The 22,020-nt window shown below is 32.1% G+C and carries 13 protein-coding genes and 3 pseudogenes; 5 read left to right on the plus strand and 11 right to left on the minus strand.

Annotated features, from left to right (window positions below; genetic code table 11):
- Positions 1–100 precede the first annotated feature (100 nt).
- Complete coding sequence (gene mutL, locus AACL19_RS03450) at positions 101–1,948, minus strand: DNA mismatch repair endonuclease MutL (protein WP_339046607.1); 1,848 nt, start codon at positions 1,946–1,948, stop codon at positions 101–103.
- 98 nt (positions 1,949–2,046) lie between these two features.
- Here mutL and AACL19_RS03455 point away from each other — a divergent pair, with 98 nt between their 5' ends.
- The 3 genes and pseudogenes from AACL19_RS03455 (at position 2,047) to AACL19_RS03465 (ending at position 4,502) form a co-directional block, all read left to right on the plus strand.
- Complete coding sequence (locus AACL19_RS03455) at positions 2,047–2,988, plus strand: Rpn family recombination-promoting nuclease/putative transposase (RefSeq protein WP_339046609.1); 942 nt, start codon at positions 2,047–2,049, stop codon at positions 2,986–2,988.
- 83 nt (positions 2,989–3,071) lie between these two features.
- Positions 3,072–3,936 (plus strand): annotated as a pseudogene (locus AACL19_RS03460) (Rpn family recombination-promoting nuclease/putative transposase).
- 20 nt (positions 3,937–3,956) lie between these two features.
- Positions 3,957–4,502 (plus strand): pyrimidine dimer DNA glycosylase/endonuclease V, encoded by a 546-nt coding sequence (locus tag AACL19_RS03465; RefSeq protein WP_339046611.1) that lies wholly within the window; start codon positions 3,957–3,959, stop codon positions 4,500–4,502.
- A 140-nt stretch (positions 4,503–4,642) separates the two neighbouring features.
- On the opposite strand, the gene AACL19_RS03470 is transcribed toward AACL19_RS03465, so the two are convergent.
- The 6 genes and pseudogenes from AACL19_RS03470 to AACL19_RS03495 all read right to left on the minus strand — a co-directional run bounded on the left by AACL19_RS03470 (position 4,643) and on the right by AACL19_RS03495 (position 17,167).
- Positions 4,643–11,941, minus strand: coding sequence for an ankyrin repeat domain-containing protein (locus AACL19_RS03470; RefSeq protein WP_339046613.1), 7,299 nt, complete (start codon positions 11,939–11,941; stop codon positions 4,643–4,645).
- 28 nt (positions 11,942–11,969) lie between these two features.
- Positions 11,970–13,262 carry a hypothetical protein gene (locus tag AACL19_RS03475; protein WP_339045138.1) on the minus strand — a complete coding sequence of 431 codons (1,293 nt, stop codon included), beginning with the start codon at positions 13,260–13,262 and terminating at the stop codon, positions 11,970–11,972.
- Between the two features lie 690 nt (positions 13,263–13,952).
- A pseudogene (locus AACL19_RS03480) lies at positions 13,953–14,435 on the minus strand (ankyrin repeat domain-containing protein); the annotation flags it as partial.
- Between the two features lie 12 nt (positions 14,436–14,447).
- Positions 14,448–16,355, minus strand: a complete 1,908-nt coding sequence (locus tag AACL19_RS03485) for an ankyrin repeat domain-containing protein (RefSeq protein WP_339045139.1) — start codon at positions 16,353–16,355, stop codon at positions 14,448–14,450.
- A 6-nt stretch (positions 16,356–16,361) separates the two neighbouring features.
- Positions 16,362–16,784 carry a hypothetical protein gene (locus tag AACL19_RS03490; RefSeq protein WP_339045140.1) on the minus strand — a complete coding sequence of 141 codons (423 nt, stop codon included), beginning with the start codon at positions 16,782–16,784 and terminating at the stop codon, positions 16,362–16,364.
- 245 nt (positions 16,785–17,029) lie between these two features.
- A complete protein-coding gene (locus tag AACL19_RS03495; RefSeq protein WP_339045141.1) occupies positions 17,030–17,167 on the minus strand; it encodes a hypothetical protein in 138 nt (45 codons plus the stop codon).
- 204 nt (positions 17,168–17,371) lie between these two features.
- Between AACL19_RS03495 and AACL19_RS03500 the strand changes: the two are divergent.
- Positions 17,372–18,176: pseudogene (locus tag AACL19_RS03500) on the plus strand (transposase family protein).
- Positions 18,177–18,222: 46 nt separating this feature from the next.
- On the opposite strand, the gene AACL19_RS03505 reads toward AACL19_RS03500, so the two are convergent.
- Together AACL19_RS03505 and AACL19_RS03510 are read right to left on the minus strand one after the other, a co-directional pair.
- Positions 18,223–19,560: a M48 family metalloprotease gene (locus AACL19_RS03505; RefSeq protein ID WP_339045142.1), complete on the minus strand. Its 1,338-nt coding sequence runs from the start codon at positions 19,558–19,560 to the stop codon at positions 18,223–18,225.
- A gap of 4 nt (positions 19,561–19,564) precedes the next feature.
- The gene (locus AACL19_RS03510; protein WP_339045143.1) at positions 19,565–20,125 is read right to left on the minus strand and encodes a NifU family protein; all 561 of its coding nucleotides are present in this window, start codon (positions 20,123–20,125) and stop codon (positions 19,565–19,567) included.
- Between the two features lie 251 nt (positions 20,126–20,376).
- On the opposite strand from AACL19_RS03510, the gene AACL19_RS03515 reads away from it, so the two are divergent.
- Positions 20,377–20,544, plus strand: coding sequence for a DnaJ domain-containing protein (locus AACL19_RS03515; RefSeq protein ID WP_339045144.1), 168 nt, complete (start codon positions 20,377–20,379; stop codon positions 20,542–20,544).
- A 77-nt stretch (positions 20,545–20,621) separates the two neighbouring features.
- On the opposite strand, the gene AACL19_RS03520 is transcribed toward AACL19_RS03515, so the two are convergent.
- Both AACL19_RS03520 and AACL19_RS03525 read right to left on the minus strand, forming a co-directional pair.
- Positions 20,622–21,341: an outer membrane protein assembly factor BamD gene (locus tag AACL19_RS03520; RefSeq protein WP_339045145.1), complete on the minus strand. Its 720-nt coding sequence runs from the start codon at positions 21,339–21,341 to the stop codon at positions 20,622–20,624.
- A gap of 220 nt (positions 21,342–21,561) precedes the next feature.
- A complete protein-coding gene (locus AACL19_RS03525; RefSeq protein ID WP_339045146.1) occupies positions 21,562–21,927 on the minus strand; it encodes a hypothetical protein in 366 nt (121 codons plus the stop codon).
- Positions 21,928–22,020: the final 93 nt, after the last annotated feature.

The raw sequence follows: 22,020 nt of genomic DNA on the forward strand, positions 1-22,020 counted from the left end.
AGATAATTATGACAGCTCTGGATATCGCTCAAAAAATAAAGAGATTGAACAATTGCTTTTGAGTTTTATTATAGGAACAGATTACATACCTGAGTAAAGATTATCTCCGCTCAAAAAGCTTTTCAATGTCAGAGAGTTTCATTTCTATATAGGTGGGTCTACCATGGTTACATTGGCCAGAAAATGCTGTCTCTTCCATTTGCCTGAGCATAGTGTTCATCTCTTCAAGTTTCATAGCTCTCCCCGCTCTGATTGATCCATGGCAGGAGATGGTTGCACAAATTTTTTTCATTTTATCTTCTATTGGTAAAGTATCTTCCATCGCTATCAGATTATCGGCTAAATCCAATACCGTTTCTTTGACATTAATTGCACCAAAAATTGCTGGGGTTTCTTTGACTGTCACTAGTGTATCTGAGGCAATCTCAAGACCCAAACCCATTTCACTCAGTTTATCTTTATATTTTGCTATAAGTTCTCCAGCATGGCTACTTATTACTACAGTTTCAGGAATAAGTAATTTTTGTCTTTTAATCCCTGACTTTTTTATTACCCCTTTTAAATACTCATAAACCAGCCTCTCATGAGCTGCATGTTGATCAACAATAATTAGCTTATCCTTTGACTGCGCGATGATATAAGTGTTATAAACCTGACAACGTGCAAGCCCTAAAGGATATTCTTCTACTATATTTATCTGCTCTTTAGTTAAAATATCTGTTTGCTGAGAAGGTTTTAACTCTTTTTGTAGATCCAAAGAGTATGGTTTATCTACTAAAAAACTATCCCTTTTTGTTTCTAAATCAGGAGAGAGGAATTTATTCATTAACGAACTTTCTAAAGGAGATGGTCTTTTGGAATAGAATTCTTGATTCCTTCTATTATCCTTACTTACCTTACTGTTTTCACTAATCTTATCATCGGCAATAAATTTCTCAAATGGGCTCAAAGGAATATCTTTCTTATCACTTAATCTTGTTGATAAGGCTTTAATTAATCCCCTGGTGATTACCTCATATATAAGCTTTTTATCTCTAAATCTTACCTCTAGCTTATTGGGATGCACATTCACGTCTACCTGATCGTAAGGCACTTCTAAATGTAGTACAACAATTGGGTACCTGCCACTAGGAATAAAATCATTATATGCATATCTTATGGCCCCTATGAGCATATTATCTTTAATTGGCCTATTGTTAACGAAAGTATGGATCATAGTAGAGTTACCACGGTTTACTGTTGGTTTGCAGATGTAGCCTGTTACGCCTGTACCATCCTCTTCTTCCCTCACTTTAAGAGAATTCTCCGCAAATTCCTTGGCAATCTCGCGTAACCTAAACAGTAGTGATTCTTGCTTATTATATTTTAAAAGCCTTTTGTTATTGGCGCTAAGAGTAAAACCGATGCTGGGGTTTATCATGGCCAAGTTATTTATAATGTCAACAATTGCTTGAGTTTCTGCTCTTTCAGTTTTTAAAAATTTAAGTCTATTAGGAGTGGCAAAAAACAAATCCCTTACTTCAATTTCTGTACCACCTGGAATAGAAGCAGGAGTAAGATCCATCACCTTTTCTCCACCTTCATAAGCTATACTCCAAACAGCTTTTGCTCGCGATGAAAGTTTTATTCTACTTACTGCAGCAATTGAAGGTAGTGCTTCTCCACGAAACCCTAAATGTTTTATTTCCATCAAATCATCATCATTTTTAAGTTTAGAAGTTGCATGGCGCTTAAATGCTAGCTCAATATCTTCCTTCTCTATGCCAGTACCATTATCTAAAACAGTAATGAGATTACGCCCACCACTTTCTACTTTCACTTCAATTTCTCTGCTACCGGCATCTATAGCGTTTTCTACTAATTCTTTTACCACACTAGCTGGACGTTCTACAACCTCACCAGCTGCTATACGATTAATTGTTTTTGCATCTAATAGAATTATCGCCATGTTATCCCTTATTAAAGGTCAGTCTATTACCTAGCTTTATATTTGTAAAACTACTTTAAACAGGGTATAATTATTAAGATTTTATTCCCTTTCTATATATGACTATTTCTAAATTTCTCGATGCTCGCAATGATGTTGCCTTCAAGAGAATATTCGGTTCTGAAAAGAATAAAGATATCCTCATTCACTTTCTTAATGATATTCTTGGTTTTACTGGTTTAGGTGCAATTCAGGAAGTTGAGTTTTTAACCACTGTTTTAGATCCTGAGATTGCCTCTAAAAAACAGAGCATAGTTGATATTTTATGTAAGGACTCTCAAAACATCAAATATATTGTCGAGATGCAATTCACTAAAACCAAAGGCTTTGAAAAACGTGCTCAGTACTATGCTGCTAAAGCCTATTCAGGTCAAGCTGATCAAGGAGATGAATATCATAATCTTAAGGAAATAATCTTTGTTGCTGTTGCTGATTGCATTATTTTTCCAGATAAAGCTGAATATAAATCAGACCATATTATTTTGGATAGAAATAGCTTTGAGCATGACTTAAGAGATATCTATTTTACATTTATTGAACTACCCAAGTTTCCAAAAACTAAAGAAGATCAATTAGAAAATATTGTTGAAAAATGGTGTTATTTCTTTAAATATGCAGCAGAAACAAGAGAAGAAGATTTGGATAAAATAGTGGGTAGTGATATCATTATTAAACGTGCCTATGAGGAAATGAATAAATTTAACTGGTCAGAACAAGAATTGCTAGCCTATGAGCAAGGAAAAAAACGTCTTAGAGATGAAATCGCTGCTTTAGCTCAAAAATTCGATGAAGGAAAAATTGAAGGGAAAATTGAAGGCATCCAAATCGGTACTGAAAAAGGTATCCAAATCGGTACTGAAAAAGGTATCCAAATCGGTTCTCAAAAAGGCAAAATTGAAGGGAAAATTGAAGTGGCAAAAACAATGCTCGCCAATAATGTTGATGTAACCACCATTGTCAAGTTTACTGGCTTACCGCTTGATGAAATTAAAAAGTTGTAGAAAGACTTAAAGTAATTCATGTTACGTTTGTAAAGTTACTTTAAATAGGGTATAATTATTAATAATTTATTCTCTTTCTTTATATGGCTATTTCTAAGTTTTTAGATCCAAAATGTGATCTAACCTTTAAACGAATTTTCGGTACTGAGAAGAATAAAAATATTCTTATTCATTTTCTTAATGATATCTTAGAGTTTCATGGAGAAAGTGCAATACAAGAAGTTGAATTCCTTAGCACTATTATGAATCCTGAGATTGCCTCTGATAAACAAAGCATTGTTGACGTTCTCTGTAAGGATTCTCAAGGTAATAGATATATTGCGGAGGATGCAGGTTGCAAGAGATAAAGGCTTTGAAAAACGTGCTCAACTTTATGCTGCTAAGGCTTATTCACGACAGTCTGGTAATTATATTGATTTTAAGAAAGTTTTCTTTATTGCTATTTCCAATTGTACTCTTTTTCCTAAAGAAGTTGAGTATATCTCTACCCATAATATTCGCGACATTAAGACCAATGGCCATTACTTAAAGGATTTTCAGTTTGTTTTTATAGAGTTACCTAAATTTGCGAAAAGTAAGGTAGAACATCTTCAAACAGTTGTAGAGCGCTGGTGCTTCTTTTTCAAATATGCAGAAGAAACAACTGATGAAGATTTAAGGAAAATTGCAAAACAGGAACCAATAATAAAGCTAGCGTATGATGAGTTGGATAGGTTTAGCTGGAATGAAAAAGATCTTGTTGCTTATGAAGAAAGAATTATCGATGTTTATAAAGAGGAAAATATTCTTGCTCAGCGTATTGATGATGCTACTGAAAAAGGTATCCAAATCGGTTCTCAAAAAGGCAAAATTGAAGTGGCAAGAAACTTACTTAAAGCTGGTGTATCGATTGATATCATATCTCAAACTACTGGTCTTACAGCTGATGAAGTTAAAGACTTAAGCTGATACTATCTTTGGATATTTAGATGAATATCTTTGTACTAGATGAAAGCCCAGCAATTGCAGCACAAATGTTGTGTGATAAGCATATAGTAAAAATGCCATTAGAGACTGCTCAATTATTGAGTAATGTTTTTTCAACAGCACTAAAAGTGCCAAATCCTTTCGTCAGTATTATAGATCAGGAGAATATAGAAATTCCATATAGACCTACTCATAACAACCACCCTTGTTCTTTATGGGCAAGACAATCGAAAGGGAACTTTTGTTGGTTGATAGATTACGGAAAAGAACTATGTAAAGAGTATACTTGGCGATACAAAAGAAAACATAAATCAGAGGAAGTTATAGATTGGTGTGATAATAATAAGGATTTTCTCATTTTTCAATCAGCTGATATACAAACTTTTATACAAGCGTTGCCTGATCTATATAAATGTAGTAGCCCTATCAAAGCCTACAGAAAATATTACTTAAAAGAAAAGATGAGGTTTGCTAAGTGGAAAAAGGGCAGAGAAATACCAGATTGGATAATCCTTGCTGAACAAAATATTACAGTTGATCAGCTATAAACAGGGAAGCCATCCTCATCAGCGAAGAAAAAGGTGGAATGAAAGCTAAAATGGCTGTAGCAAAAAACTCACTCAAGGCCGGTATCTTTATAGATGTTATATCTCAAAATATCGGCCTTTTGGTAGATAAAATTAAAAAGTTAAGAAACTGATATTCTATTTTGGTTTCTTAAATTTTTACCCTGAGTTAAATAATCTTGGGCAGAAATATTACCTAAATAACTTTTAGGCTTCTTGTTTTCTAAATTAGAACTTCTTTGCTGTTCTTGTACATTATTATCTTCTAGTACATTATTTGTACTATTATACAGAATTTGCTGTATTGATTGATCTAAAGATAGATTATTGAACTCAGCCATAAACTTATTAAATTTCTTCGGACTTAACATACCTGCAGATCCTTTCTTTGTTTTAGGACAAACTTTCTCTGCGTATGACTTTAAGACCTGAGAAATTTCATCAAATCTACCTCTTACAACTTTATTGTTAATCTCTTTTTCCATCTTCTCTATTTCTACAAAATCAATATTTAATCGACGTTCCGATATACCACTTTTTAATGCAGCTTTTTTTACTGCCTCTTCAAATACTCGCCCAATATTTAATGTATAGCCCAATGTTTTTGATTGAGATAAACCTTGATCCATTGAAGAAGTATATATTTGTCTTTTACCTCTCTTAGCTAGTAAAACATCTGCTAATAATATTGTTCCATTTACATCAATCTGTGAAAAGTCTACTGCTTTTAAGTGATTTTGGGTTGCAGAATCATAAGACTTGTTTTCGCTAGAAGCATTGATATTTTGATCATTAATAAACCATCTCCTTATAGGACTTACTATTCTTGTTGTTAACAAACCACTTTTTGCTTTTACCCAACCAAACAAATCATTTATCCATGAAGATGGCCTTTCACCGCTACTTACCACTATCTCAGGTTGATTATTTAAATCTATAGTACAATGACGATTATGATCTCTATGGTGGTGACGGCGTTTGCGCTGTACAGGCCTTTCCATTTCTTCCTTAAATTTTTCTAAATATTCTACAACATCAAAATGTTTCGTATAATTAGCAATATTTAATGGTGTCCCATCATCATTAGTTTTAGCTTCGATACTAGCACCTCTCTCGAGAAGAAGTTTACATACATCCAAATTATCTTTGTAAGCAGCATAGTGCAAAGGTGTCCAACCATTCTTACTTTTAGCTTCAATGTTAGCACCTTTATCTAAAAGAAGTTCAACAGTGACTTTAGATCTATTATTATTCTCAGCGGCTACATGTAAAGGTGTTTCATCGTTAATATTTTTAGCCTCGACACTAGCGCCTTTCTCGAGAAGAAGTTTACATACATCCAAATTATCTTTATAAGCAGCATAGTGCAAAGGTGTCCAATCATCCTTGCTTTTAGCTTCAATGTTAGCACCTTTATCCAGAAGAAGCCTAAACATTTTAAATTTATTATTGTCCTCAACAGTTATGTATAAAGGTGTTTCGTTATTGATAGTTTTAGCTTCAATATCTGCACCATTATCTATAAGAAACTTCAATATATCGAAATTATCCTTATAAATAGCATAATATATAGATGTCCAACCGTACTGGTCTTTAGCCTCAATATCAGCACCTTGATCAAGAAGAAACTTAGCTATGCCCAATCTATCTTTCTGAATAGCCCAGTGCAAAGGAGTATGGTAATAAGCATCTCTACCTTCAACACTAACATATTTTCTATCAAAAAGAAGTTTAACCACATCTAACCTATTTTCTCTAATAGCTACATATAAAAGTGTCAATTCATAATTACCCCTAGTGTCAATATTTTCAATTTTCTTGACTAAGTCTTTTGCTATATCAATGTTAGATTGCACTACAGCATCAAACACCTGCTTTGTCAATAGAACTGCTTTTTCTTTACTAAATTCCACTATAACATCTTCTGAATTACAAGTAGAAGCTATACACCTTGAATTAGAAACTATTGTATCGTTAAAAGCAAACATCATTTCTCTTGTTGGCTGATAAGTACTCCAATTTTCTACTTTTACGAGGGTATTATTTTTGTATAATAACAATAAATTATCATTAATAACTTTCATATCAAAATTTAATATAGACTTATCTTTAAAATCAACTAAACCAATATCATTCTTATTAACAGGTTGATTATGATAAATCTGTAAGCCTTGTTCACCTGGTTGGTAATACCTGAAAGAACTAAAGTCATCATCTATCTCTTCAAATTCTTCTGGTTCTATAATTCTATTGTTTAATTCTATAGATAAATTCCAATTTTTATGAACAGAAGGATAATAATCTGATATTGATAATGCCCCTTTATCTGATAGCAGTAGCAAATCATTATTTAGTTTCAAAAAAAGCACTTTGTCTGAGTCAAATGTGAAACAATTATAATGATTTAAAAGATCAGTGCCATTAACGCTAAATCTTCCATCTATTTTTAAGCTGTGAGAACAATAATCACGCTCTAGTTCCCCATCCTGAAATTTGTAATATTCTTCCCCGTCGAATGTAACTGTAATATCTTTATAACCTGGTAGCAGGGTTACATTTAGGCCATTTTTGTTAATCTTTATTTCTCCCTTATCATTTTCTATAAATGGCATATCATTTAATGTACTATTTAGTTGGCTAAAATCTAATATACCATTTGCTTTAGCAATCGTAATATTAGCATTTCTTTCATCAAAAAGATAAAGGTGACTTATATTGCTTGAAGCTTCCCAATAAAAATTATGATGCTCTTTATCAGGATAAAAAATATGATTACTAGCACTACCTATAGTACTATGATAATTAGTGCTCAATAATTGCTTTGTGATATTAAAGTTTGAATTGTCTATTTTTCGCAAACTATCTAACTCATCATCTAATATAACATTGCTACCCACACTCTTTGTTACTTGTAAATTTGTTACTATACCATTAATATCTACTTTTGTTGGAGTTACAAATAAATCATCTGCTGTTTTTACTAACGTCTGTTTTTCCACGCTTATAAAATCTCCACTTTTATTGTAGATGTTTGTTATATTATTAGCATGAGTTACATTACCTATATCATTAAAATTTATCGGTAATAATACCAAACCTTTTCCGTAAATAGAATCACCAAAATAACCCTTTATTGTAGTAAAGTTTTTTGCTGTTATTACATCATTTTCACCCTTACCATCTACATAACCTGCATGAGAAACTTCTATATGGTTAGTTTTGTCACTGCCAATAATAGAGTGTATATTCTCTGAATCTGTAAAATTACCTCGCGTTACAACTATATTATTTTGTCCAATAGAAGATCCACCTAAATTACATACAAAATTATCCTTTGTTATGTAGAAGAAATTTGTTCCTTGTTTATGAATATCACAATTACTTAACTGATTTGTAAAATAATACCTATTCTGTACACTAGACCCTTGATTATCGATTTCATAACTATTAAGTAGTATATTCTTACCATTAAAAATAACATCAATGGTATAATTAGAAGTCACATTTATAAAAGCATTGTTATTAGACATATAAAATAACATCTTTACAGGCCCAGAAGAATTACTCCTGTTGTATAAAACTGCGTTATAGCAATCAATCGTATATTTTTGTAAAGACCATTCTTCTCTTGTTTTACTTAACACTTCATTATTATGTGGTGAAGAATTACCGCACGACCACCCATTTGATACATCCAAAACGCTTCCACTTAAAAGTTCTTCTGTAATTTTTACAACATTATCATTAAGTGGCCCACAGACTAAATTATAGTTTTTAATGACACCAGGAATTATTCTAGAGTAATGACTAGTACCACTAATGGGAAATAGGTGCGTAATATTTGTGCTTAAGTCAAGACCAAACTCATTATTAACTACTCTTGTTTTAGTAATACATCTATCATGAGCCCTTAACCAATTCGTTATTTCTTCTCCTTGTCTCTTCTTTCGAGAATTATTATTAGTCACATATTTTTCTTTTGTAATTAGTATAGAAGGCAGTGAAATAGCTATTGTATCATAGCCACTCTTAAATTGATCTAAGATCTTTGATATATATTGCCTATAAATATTTTCTGCTTCTATATCACGTTCTATATAATCTTGTATTTTTTTACCCAAGAAAAAATCCCAATAAAGATCATGCTTCTCTTGATCTGTAAGACTTATGTGCTCTTTTAGCTTCTCTACCTCAAGCTCTGCTTCTACAAATTGCGATATGATAATAACAGCAACTGAGATACCAGCACCAACTGGACCAGCAAATGCTCCTATTACCCCGGTTTCTAAACCTGCTACTGACATTGTTTCAGTAACAACTACAGGTACATCTGCAGCTATAAAGATGGAATTAGTTGCGATGTTTAAGTCAGCAATCTTTATATCTACAGGATCTGTTGCATTCTGCCTTGCTTTTATTGACTCTGCTAGCCCTAAAAATGCTGCAAAGTTACCTATAGCACGTCCCATAACTGGGGCAAATCCTTTTAACATCTGAGAATCAAGCTTTGTTCCTAACTCTAATATTTTTCCAGAGATCTTTTCACCAATCTTTGGCATTACCCAGAGATTTAATGCATCATAACCTAGCCCTTCTACATCTCCATTTGCTATATGTTTACCAACTAAAAATGCCGTAAAGGCAAGACCTGCACCTTCTGCTACTTTTCCTATTTTTTCTGCTACTCCGGATCTTCTAAGGATATTTTTTATTTCTTCTTTATTTTCTATATTATCCTTCATCTCCTTTACAATATCCTTAATTTCTGGGTCTATTGAATTTAGATCTATATCTTTAATCTTTGCTACAAATGCTTCTTCAACATTTTTGTCTATAATTTCACCTTCAGATATCTGCTGAGAAAGCTTGAAAAGCTGATCATAGAACTCGATGTTCTTTACTTTTTCTACTACCTTGTCAGCATTGAACAACTCTTTAATAAGTTGCTTTTTTCCTTCCTCTGTGATCTTTTCTTCATCAAGTGAATCTATGCATGGTATACCTATATCACGTCTTTTTCTTGTTGCACATTGGCTAAAACTAAAAATGGAGCTATGAACTACCTTAACAGGAGTAAATTCATCTTTACTTACTAAAATAAGAGAATTTGCATTATTTGCTCCTTTATCAAATACAATACCCATAAAAGCTACTTTGTTGCCATCTGTGAGCGTTTTATAAGTAACACCTTTTGTATACTCTTTAGTTATTTGATCATTTGCTTCTGTTATTAATGCATCAGCTGTCTTACCTTCCCTTGGTCCTTTGACCTCCAATCCTACCGGATCATACTCTTTAGCACTGTTAGCTTGATTTGCAAACTTAATACCATGAACTAGCATATCAATGCGTTTTCCCCTACCTGTTTGAAACTCTGTTAATATTAACGCTCTATCTTCTTGTTGTGGCTCTCCTAGCTTGATATCACTATAATGGTCAAATGCTCCATGCAATACTGCCTGAGTATGTGCTTCTTTTTCTATTAAACCTTTAAAAGGTAACATTGCCTCGCCTACTTTGCCAAATAACTTCTTGTACTTACCTATTGATGAAGATTGATCTTGTGAAGGAGCAAGCTGAGATACTAGTACTTCATCAAATGTTTTCTTAAAATCCTTAGGGTAAGGAACATTCTTAAAATTACCTTTAAACTTATCAGATTTTTTACCATTATACTCTCCTAGAAAAATAGGCTCATTAACTTCAACACTAAAATATTTTTTAAAATCTGATTTTTGTTCTTTTATATTAAAATTAAGATTTAATTCCACTATCTTTCTATTTCCTATCTTTTGTTCAAGTTTATTAAGAGGAATGCCTTTTTTTAATATTTCAGCTTTTCCATCTGATTCAACAATATTCATTACATAAGCTGATTTTTTATCACTTTCTGGAACAAATACCATTGTTACAACTGCATGACTTTCATCAAGCCTAGATGACTCAGCTAACTTTTCATCTGCCTTCTTGGCTGCTTGGCGTTGAGGAATACCTCTACCTTTACTTTCTAAACGAACTTCAGTAGGTACGTTTTCTTCATAAACAAAAATATGTTTTTCAAAACTCGTCTTTAAATCCTTAACTTCATTTAACAATAGTGATTGTCCTAACAGAAACCTACTAAAATAATGATTATCTCCCTTCTCTCCCGTGCCAGGAAATGTATGATATACACGTTCTATATTATTTTGAATTTGCTTTTTTAACTCTCCTTCATCAATTTTACCACTGTTTCGTTCATCAATAGATCCTAACATATCATTAAAAAGAGGTATAATTTTTTGATCACGTGACTTAGCAACGATATCTGAAATGGGAGATGGATGATCAAGGTTTACACCAACACATAAAATATCATCTGCAGTAGTTAAAACTCTCATCACGTTTGGTTGAAAACCTTTAGTATAATCTTCTGCCTGTTTTAAAGCAGCAGCTGGTGTAGTTTTACTATTTTCTTTTATCTTACCTCCTTTCTTTAACTCTTTTAATTCTTCTTTAGTAGCAGCTTTCAGTTCTATAATAATAGGAATAGAATTTAATGACCTCTCCTTACCACGAGGCACTAGAACGATATCAGCATAACCCCTTCCTGCAAATTGCTCCAGGTAAACCCTGAGATTATGTCTATAGCGGAAATTCACTAAAGCACCTGCTATAAACCCATGATGTGCTGCTTCTCGTGCTTTATCAGCATAAATAAGCGAATCCTTATATTCAGAGTGAATTTTACTAACTTTTTTTAGAATATTTTCAACAGGTTTTTTCACTTTTTCTACATCAGAATTGGTAAGCTTAGCTATATCATTTTCTGGGTTACTCCATAATCCTTTCTTTATCTCCTTGAATTCATGTGCTGTAGAAGTGTCTTTATTCAACTTATTACCTCTTACATCAACAGATATTCCTGTTGTTTTTCCACTGGCATCTTTTTCTTTAGTGATTTCTACCAATTTTACACCAAGCTTACCTTCATCTCTAGCCTGCCTTATAAGGCTATTTCTGGCAACTTTAGTATTACCTAGTATTTTATCTAACTCACCATAGCTAAACTTTTTTCTTGTGCTATCAGACTCTGCAATAACAAAGAGCTTTACCTTATCAGCCGCATCTTCTGGGCTTTCAATTTCTCCTTTTTTAATAATAGCCACCTTTAGAGTTTTTGAACTATCAAAACTAAAATATATCTTTTCAATATCTAGCTTTTTCACAATTTCTGTGTCTACCAAATTAGAAAAGCTTCCTAAAAAGAAATGAGGAAAAAAACCTTCTTTACCTACCGAATGTAAATATGATGGAATCTGGTCAATGTATGACTGAAATCTCGCCTTGAAAGATTTAAAATCACTTAAACTAGCTTCTACTGCTTCTCGAATTAATAACTCTATTAACTCAAAATCTTGTGGTTTCTCTTGATTTGGCATAGGATCCTCCAACAATATATAACGTTTTTTACTTGCCCAGTCTTACATTGGACTTGCCATGTGTTTTTCTAACTTCTACTTCAGCTAAATCACCACCTGGACCAGGTTTGTTCTTTTTATCAAGTCCTTTATCAGCAGACTTACCATAATAGGCTAAAAACTTATTTAATGATTCATTATCTCCTTGCTCTAATATAGAACGTATATAATTTGCTTTTTCAGAAGACATGAACTCCTTGATTTGTCTAAAATTAGCCTTATCTAACATTGCCCACACTGGCTCCATAAAACCTTTTTCAACCAAATGCGCTAAAAATTTTCCTTGAAAAACAGAATCGTCTATCATTTCCTCGTCCAATGTAAAAGTACAATGATTATCAAATCCTTCTTTTCTCCACATATGCATAAAAACCTTCACACCTCTGTCTAAATAATGCTCTGGACAGTCCTTTATCATGAATTTTAACCAGAGACAGTAATCATCTTCTGTAATATTACTTGGCTTTAAATAATCAAACAATTCCTGAAATTTATCAAAATTGGGCATGTCCTTCATTTTATTTAAAGAACCATAATGACCATTTTTTTCTAAATCTCTTTTCAAAAGCTCCGGATATCTATCAGGATCTATCTGATTAAGGAAAAACTCAAATATATCAGGGTAAATGCGAAAATTAGGTCCTGCTGAATACACCGCATTTTTCATTAAGATTTCATCCTTCTTTTGTGCACTTAATTCATCTTCAGGTAATGATTTTATTTTATTCCAAAAGAACTCAACTGCTTGAACTTGTCTGCAATTTATAGCACAGTCAAGCCCATACTCATATATATGACGACCTTTCAAATTCAATTTAGAAACATAACCACCAACAAAATGTGACCAAAACTCCCCTAAAGCACCTTCTCCGAAACACCCAATTAAGTGCTTATACTCTAACAAGCTACTTTTACCTTGAGCTGATAATTCTTCTTTTCTTTCCTCAAACAAAGCTCTCACATCCTCTTCTAAGCAACACTCACATGCAATTTTGTACCTTTTCGCATCAGTAAACGGGTTATCTGAGTCTGGTGGCAAAATAAGTTTCTTACCTACCATTTGTCTATTGAGCTTCACTCCATGTAAATTATTAACTTTCTCCCAACATTCTTCATCAGACAATACTTGTGCAATAAAATTATGTTGTTTTTTGCCACCTCTTTGATGCAAATGCCAATTTACATAACACCAACGTTCAATTTGAAGAAGTTTAGATGCTCTATAAGGATCATCTTCTCTAATACAAGAAAATAAAACCTCTGCAATATCTCCACGGTCCATAATTACCTCCTTTAAAATGAATATTAAAAATATAATTTTGTTTATGTTAGCATAAATTTGAAAAGGCCATACTAATTTTGATATAGTGAAGTATTTTTATAACAACATGTAAACCAATTTAGATGAAAAAAATTGCCTAATTTAATTTTAGAAAAGAAAAAGCAATACAAAATATTTAGAACGTATCATAGCATAATTTAAAAGAAGCTTGATTATATATTTTGATTAAAGTTAGCGCTGAGCATAAATGTTATATTTACTGCACTTTACCTGTTTGCTTCATTCTCAAAAGGATAGATACCTTTATCACTTTATACTATTAGTAGTATACGCTACTATAGCCCATTCTACAGTATTAAAGGGCGAAACAGAGAGAAAGTTTAGAGAGAGAGGAATGGTCCACCATAGCAACTTATATGAACTTTTCTCTATTCTAATTTTGGCATAACACAAAAATCGCAACAATAGCCAATTTTATTGTGCATATATGTATATCTTGGCATCCAATTATATCACCAAATTACTCCCTACTTCACTTTCCATAACGTAGCTTTTTAAGCCTTTTTTCTCTAAAATATGGGTGCTTTTCTGTGGTTTTGAGAGAGTAAAACGAAAGTAAATATCTGGATTCTTGTTGGTGCTGGAGAGTATAATATTTTTTACTGAAGGCCTATTGGATTTTCTAATATTTCAATCTCTACTTTTTTCTATTATTTTTGTTAATCCTTCTATTCCTGGGTTAACGATCACTTTTGAATTAACGAGACGAGGAAGAAAACCCTCTTTTTTACTGACTCTTTGTGTATTCTCCACTTCATCAACTATTTCTTTTAATTCCTTACCCAAATTATTTTCTTTGCTTAATTTGCTTATTAAATCGGGCTCACTTGACAGAAAATCTTTTGTATTTTCAGGTTTATATTTTGCAACTAATTCTAGTAATGGTATGCAAACTTGAGAGTCTTTCACTAAATCTAAAAATGTCTTTCCTTTAGCATTTTTTATATCAATATTTGCTCCTTTTTCAATTAATAATTTTACTACTTCTGTATTGCTGCCTAGAGCAGCTAAATGTAATGCTGTATTACAATCTTTGTTCTCCTCATTTACAATAGAATTATTTGTATCAGCATCTAATAGAGCCTTTATCACTTCTACACATTTACCTTCAACAACGAAATGTAATTACGTGTTACCCATTATATTACTTTTTAAACTTACATCAGCACCCTTGCTAATTAGTAACTTTACCACTTCTGCATGTCCAGCTTGAGCAGCAAAGTGTAATGGCATTTCATCATTATCATTTCTTTCATTCATCTTGGCACCATACTTTAAAAGCAATTCTGTTATTTTTATGTTGTTGCTTGAAATAGCGAGGTGCAATGGCGTGCTATTATTTTTGTTTTTCTTATTAACCTTAGCACCGTTCTCCAAAAGGAATTTTACGATGTCTTTACTTCCATTAATAGTAGATAATATAAGAGCTGTATCACCGTTTTTATTTTTAGCATTAACATTAGTACCAGAGTTTATAGCCATTTCTATACGCTTAAAATCTTTGCTTATTACGCCATCGAACAACTCTTCTGTTGCTTCTAATAAAGAAATTATCTCATTTTGGTTATTTTTATGTGCAAGGTCTAATGGAGTTTGACCATATTTATCTTTAATATTGAAATAAGCTCCATTCTCAATTAGTAACTTTACTGCTTCTATATGTCCATTTGAAATAGCGAAGAAAAGTGGCGGGATGCCCCCTTTATTTTGAGCATCATTAATGTCATTAATGCTATATTCTAAAAGTAGATTTATTGTTTCTTTTTTCCCATTCTGAGCAGCTGCATGAATAGGCTGAAAGCCATTATTATCTCGAACATTAACATCAGCTTTCTCCTCAATTAGTAATTTTGCTACTTCTGTGTGCCCTTGTAGAATAGCTATAATAAAAGGTGTATTGCCATTTTTACTTCGAGCATCGACTGTAGCTTTCCTATCAATGAGTAATTCTGCTATTTCTGTCTGTCCATTATAAGCAGCTGATGTAAGGGGTGTATAACCATCTTTATTTGGGGCATTGATATTAGCTCCCTCCCTAATTAGTAATTCTGCTATTTCTGTCCGTCCATGAATAGCAGAGAACATAAGAGCCGTGTTACCATATAGATTTACTGCATTAACATTAACTCCTTCTTTTAGTAACTTAACCACAACATCCATGTCCCCACCTATAATAGCCATATCGAAGTTTATATTGCTGTTTGTTTGTAGCGTGAGCTCTTCTTGTTTATACATTTTATCAAATGTATTACCTTTCCAACTTTGCGCTATATGATCAGTGATCCCAATTACTAGTGGAACATCCATTAAATTACTAATGCTACTAAATATATTAACATTCTCTTTCTCTGACTTTATAACATTACTTTTTTCTGTATAATCTTCATATAAGTAATCCCAAAAATTACCTTGATTTTGTATTTTTGTTTTATTTTTTTGTTCAGCCAAAAACTCAGCTAAACACCCACTTGTTATTGAATAAACAAAACATTGCATCATATGTGAAGGCAGTTGTAGATCTAAATGATCAGAATTATTTATAGACGATTTCTGTATATAGGCACCTTTTTTCCAATCTAAAATATATCTCAAATAATAAGCCCCTAAGTAGTAAGTTTCTGCTATATTAGAAATATCATTATGTTTTAAATCATATAAAAAACTTTTCAACAATATCTTACGTTTATCACTATCATTTAAGTGATTAATTTTAAATGCATCATCTAAGTGTTTTATGAGCTGATCAAAATAATTTTTATGCTCTATACTAAAATAGCCTTTGATAGTTTTAACAGTATTTTGAAGTACAGGATGATTATTTTTTGTTACTGCAATCATAAAATTAGTTAGATGAAAAAGATTACTGTTATTAATACCTACTGGAAACAATATACCATGAGGAGCTTCAAAATTTTTAATTGTACCATATATAGACTTATCAAAATCAAGATATATTATAGGTGCGTCTTTTGATATTTCTATTTCTTTTAGTCTACCAGAATCAGTTAAAGCAGATTTTCCTTCTAAAAGCATAAGTACTCACATAAAATCCACACGAAAACCCATTAAGCTATCATCGTTTGGTTCACTTAACCACGACAGTATATCTATTTCTTTACCTTCCTGCAAAAGCGGATTTAATAAATCTGTTCTAGTTTGGAAATTATATTTCTCCCATAAAGGTTTTAGTTCTTTACTATCAAATTGTATTGTGAAAATATTTTGTGCTAATTCTTCTATTTCTTTTATTTCTTGTTTTTGCATATCGCTTAAATTGTTTCCAAGATAAAAAATACACTGCAGAGTTTCTGGATCTTGTTTAGCAGTTTCAATAATAGTGTAAATGTATGGAAAATTTTTAGTATTTGGTATTACATTTTTGTTTTCACCAATCTCATCTCTTAAACGTTTTGGATCAGATGTAATCCATTGCCTAAATATTATATTTTTAAATTGTTTCATATTATTTAATAAAATATTATATATATTAATACTTATACTTTAAATAAAAGTAAATATTATTTTTTAATAAATTAACTAATTTATGATTGTGTAACTTATATATTCTATTAAGTAATTAATATGAAATTTAAAATAGTGTGTTAAACTAGAATATATCCCCTAACAACAAAACTGCTATACTGTAGATGGGGAAGTGTTATGAAGAATGCAATATTTCAACAAAATGCTAATCTGTCTTACTTTTGCTAAATTGTACTAAACCTACTGCTGCTATGAGATTGCACTTCTACTGTACTCATATTAGAGTCTGGTACTTCTTCAACCTGAATCTGCAATTTTTCCTCTTCTACTTTCTGTAGCTTTTGCAGTTCTTGTTGCAGCATTTTCTTAAACTTCTCAGCTTCCTCTTTTGCCTGAGTTACTTTTTTCAGCGCATCATTTTTAAATTCTTCAATCTTTTCATTCTCAAATGTTGGTTTTTCCTGGGCACATTCTTCGTTAGACCTGGTGCAAAAGAGGAGAAATGGTTATATAAAGAGAGATAGAGCAAGAAAAAGTGAGGCAAGATGAGCTTAAATTAGCATAATATAAAAGAACATCCGAGGAATTTTCAAGATGTAACAGGTCTGACAATAAGAAAATTCGAAAAGGTTATAGAAAAAGTGCGCCCAGAGTGGGAGAAAGTTAAAAAACGGAAATGGAAGAACATCAAAATAGCCTGTGTTGGAAGACAAAATACTTTGTATAATTCTGTATTATAGAACTTACATAACACACCGATTCTTGAGTTACCGATTCAACTTGCATAACTCAAACATCTGCCGATTACTCAAGAAAATGGAACCACTTTTGGCTAAAAAAATCTCAAAAAAAAAGGACAGAACTATGACGCCAGAAAGAATTTTGAAGATATTAGCAGATGTTACAGAACAACCAATAGAACGGCCAAAAGACAGGAAAAAAAGAAAATTGTCTTATTCTGGCAAGAAAAGAGTAAACACGATAAAAACGGAAATCGTTATAAGAGAAGATGGGCAAATTCTATCAGTGTCAAAGTCATACAGAGGTCGAACTCACGATTTTAAGATATGAAAGCAGGAAAAAATGTTACCAAAAGAGAATATAAAGTATGCAGATTCTGGATATCAGGGGTGGCAAAAATTGCAGAGTAACGTTATGATTCCGCATAAAAGGTATCGAAAAAAATTGCTGACGGACGATCAAAAAGAGCACAATCGGAAGCTGGCATCATTTAGGATGAAAGTGGAGCATAAAATCCGTGAAATTAAGATTTTTAAAATCATGTCGCATACCTATCGCAATTTTCAGAAGAAATACAACATGAGATTTAACATAATTGCTGGTCTCGCAAACCTCAGGCATGAGTTTTAATTGATTCTTGCTGTTGTTGCTGCTGAAATTAGTTGCATACCGTTTCTCAGCGGGTCTTATGATGTTTGAGCATATCATCTATTTGCAATAAATAGGGGCTATCTTGAGGTAGGTTGTTAACTGCTAGCTCAGAATATTTTTTAAACTTGTTTGTATCCTCTTCAAGAAATGCTTTTTTTGTCAGTGCAAAGTATGACATACCAATATGACCACTACGTCCGTGCGCTATAGCAAGTTGATTCCAGATTAATGGGCTGTTTTTTTCTTCAGCACTGGCTCGTTCTAAATAAAAAACTGCTTCTTGGGGATCCTTAAGTAGTAAGGCTTGTGATAACTGTAGCTTTATTAGCGTACTATGACTTTTAGTTAGGGATAGTGCCTGCTTATAACTTGCTACGGACCCATCTATTTTGCCAATTTTGTAAAGAATTTCACCTTTTAATTCATGATAATAGGGATCTTCAGGAAAATCTTCAATCAATGATTCAAGTTGTTCTATAGATTTATCTATTTTAGATTGCCTATAATAAATAATAGCACGGGCGTATTTAGATAAATCTGATTCGTCTGAATATTTATCCAATAAAGTATTAATAGGGCTAGAAAACGCATCTAGCTTTGTTATGAGACGCTCAAATCTATACAATGTATCAGCAGATATGGGTTGTGTGTTGTTTGCCGCTTGATAATTTTGTACATAAAATAAACGCTTGCTGCTCAACGGGTGTGTAAGTGAATATTGATCAACTTGTGAATGCTCAGATTTGTCTAAATATCTTAAAATATCCCGTATTCCAATATTACTATAGCCAGCACTATCTAGATATTTTAAAGCATATTGATCTGCTATTTCTTCTTGAACACGATTACTATTTAAAAATGCTCTTTCTCCTAAGTGGCTACCACCTTGCATTACTGCTGTGCCAACAGCTGGATCAATTGTTATAGCTGAAATTATCCCAAGTAGGTAACTTGCATACACTCCTATTTTAGCACTATTTATGTCATTATCTCTTTGTAGCACATGCCCTGCAGCTATGTGGCCAAGCTCATGCGCTATAACTCCGAGCATAGGATAGGGACTCATTGAATATTCTACTAGCCCAAGATTTATGAAAATGTTGTTATTGTCAACAACATAAGCATTTAGTGCTTTGTCATCAACAATGAAAACTTTTACTAAACTTGGATCTACACTTGCAGCTTTAAATAAAGGTGCTGTCAATTCTCGTATTATAGATTCTGCTTCGCTATCTCTTATAAACTGGGTGGCATAGGAGTTTGTGTGATAGAAAAATAAAATTAATAAAAAACTATAGAATTTTGCATTCATTATATTACTGCTGTTTGGCAGTATGGTAGCACGTAAAAGGTTAAAAAACAAATAACTAAATATTTTCTACCCCTGCAACTTCTGGAATGTGATAAGTTAACATATTTTGTACCCCTTGTTTTAGAGTGAATGATGCACTTGGGCACCCAGAGCATGCACCATGAAGTTTAACAAAAACTATACCATCTTTAAAACCTCTAAATCTAATATCACCTCCATCTTGAGCAACTGCAGGTCTTACATAATTCTCAATTAACTCTTTGATTCTTCCTACTATTTCTTCATCGTGCTCATCATAGAATTCATCATCCTCAGATTTTATATTACCGTTATCAAGCGCAGTGCCACCAGCTGCAAAGTGATCCATAATGGAGGTGAGTATTTCTACCTTTATTAAATCCCAACTAATTTCATCTGATTTTGTAACTGTAATAAAATCATAACCAAAAAAGACATTACTAACATGTTCTACCTGCAAAAGGTTTCCTGCTAATTTTGAATTGCTTGTATTATTCCCCTGAGAAAATTCAGCTGTTTCACCTTCTTTTAAGATAGGAAACCCTGGAAGAAACTTTAGTGTATTAGGATTGGGTGTATCTTCAATCTGAATAAACATATTATTAACCCGTTGCAACAACAATATTAACTATGTTAATATACTATTTTAAAACATAAGTCATGTCATACATACTTTTAATTTTATTACTGTTAATATTTATAATATTTGTTTTGCCAACAGTTATCTTGGTTTGTTTTTTCTTTTTTAAGAAAAATAGTATAATAAATATCAGTGAAACTGTTAATTCCATCTTATATAAGTTTGTAAATGAAAGCACTGTCAAGACAAACAATGAAAATACAGGTAATATGTCAAAAAGTGAAGCACTAAAAATTTTAGGTTTAACTGAGGATGTAAAAAGTAGTGATGTAAATCAAGCCTATCATAATTTAATGAAATCTATACACCCAGATAAAGGAGGATCAGCTTATCTGGCACAAAAAATAAACGAAGCACGGGATGTATTGCTTAAGTAAATTAACTTATATTGATTGTTTAATACAGTTGCGATGTAAGCTGATATTTTACACAAAAAATAATTTCCTTTATCTACCTATTTGTATCTTTCACATTTTTTTGCATCTGGTCTATCTAGTATTTTAAGCCTCTTTCTGTAAGCTTCCTCTTGAATACCTAAGGCTAAGTATGCTTCTATTGATCTACACAAAGCCTCAGTAGTATAATTTGAGCTACTATAATTATTCTCTATCTCTTCAAAACGTTTGATTGCAGATATGTAATGACCACGTTTTAAATAAAACTTGCCAACAGAAAGTTCATAAGCCGCAATATGATCTATCACTGAATCCATTTTTTTCTCTAAGATACTACTGTACTGATTAGTTGGAAAAATATGCATATACTCTCTCAGTAATTCTAAAGTTGTGTACGCCATTTTTTGCTCACGTTTAATGCCGTCAATCTGTGCGTAGTAAGATAAGATTCTTAAGTAATATACATAGGCAATATTCTGATTATTTGGATACATATATACGTATTCATCTAAAAGAGCTGCAGCTTTACTATAATTACCACTATCATGATTTACAATGGCAGATTGTAGCTGAGCTTTTATTGCCCAATCTGAAAATGGATATAGGTCTTCAATTTCTTGAAAAACTTCAATTGCTTGTTTATATTTTTTGCTTTTAGCTAAATCTGTGGCTTCTTTATACAGTTGAGCCTCTGTTTTCCTATCTGTCTTTTGGATATTATACTTGTGCGGGCACCCAACTAGCATAATAATAAAACAAAATAATAATAGCTTATACATTGCCTAAAACATTAAGTATAAAAACCGATCACTCACTGAACAAGTAAAATTTCTTGCTATTATAAAATTAAGATATATCTTTTTTATATTAACTCAAGTTGTTAGAAGCTCTAATTACATAATTATAAATTTTATTGTCCCAAGCTTAGAAGCTATTTCAAGAATATGTAGTACTTTTTGAAGTATATGGTAAATAAAACCATAGCAAATTTCTCGTAAATTACTTAAACCTGAAATGTAAACTTTTCATCTCATTAAGACATACATTAGAACGATTACAAGCATCACCATTTTGAATCGTACTCTTATTGACTTTTAAAGCATGATCAGAACATTGAAAATGTGTTGTGACAGATGATAAGCCAGATTTATCTATTTCATCTAAGTCACAGGCTATTGTATGAAAGAAATCTTGAGCTTTTGGATTAGTCCCTTCGTAAAACATTGCACCATCATTTCCAGGGTTAATACGCAAACCTACATCATCATTCTTTATATGACGATAATTGTTTGGGCCATCAAAAGCACTATATTCATAAGCACCATATTCATAAGCATTATTAAACGTAATATCAAGATTAGACATAATTTTCTCCTTTTAAAATAATGTATTAACATATACTTATTAACAACCTTCTAACTAAAGGTATTTTTTATAACATTATTAATATAAAAAAGT

The sequence above is a fragment of the Candidatus Mesenet endosymbiont of Agriotes lineatus genome (assembly GCF_964019585.1).
Classification (GTDB): domain Bacteria; phylum Pseudomonadota; class Alphaproteobacteria; order Rickettsiales; family Anaplasmataceae; genus Mesenet.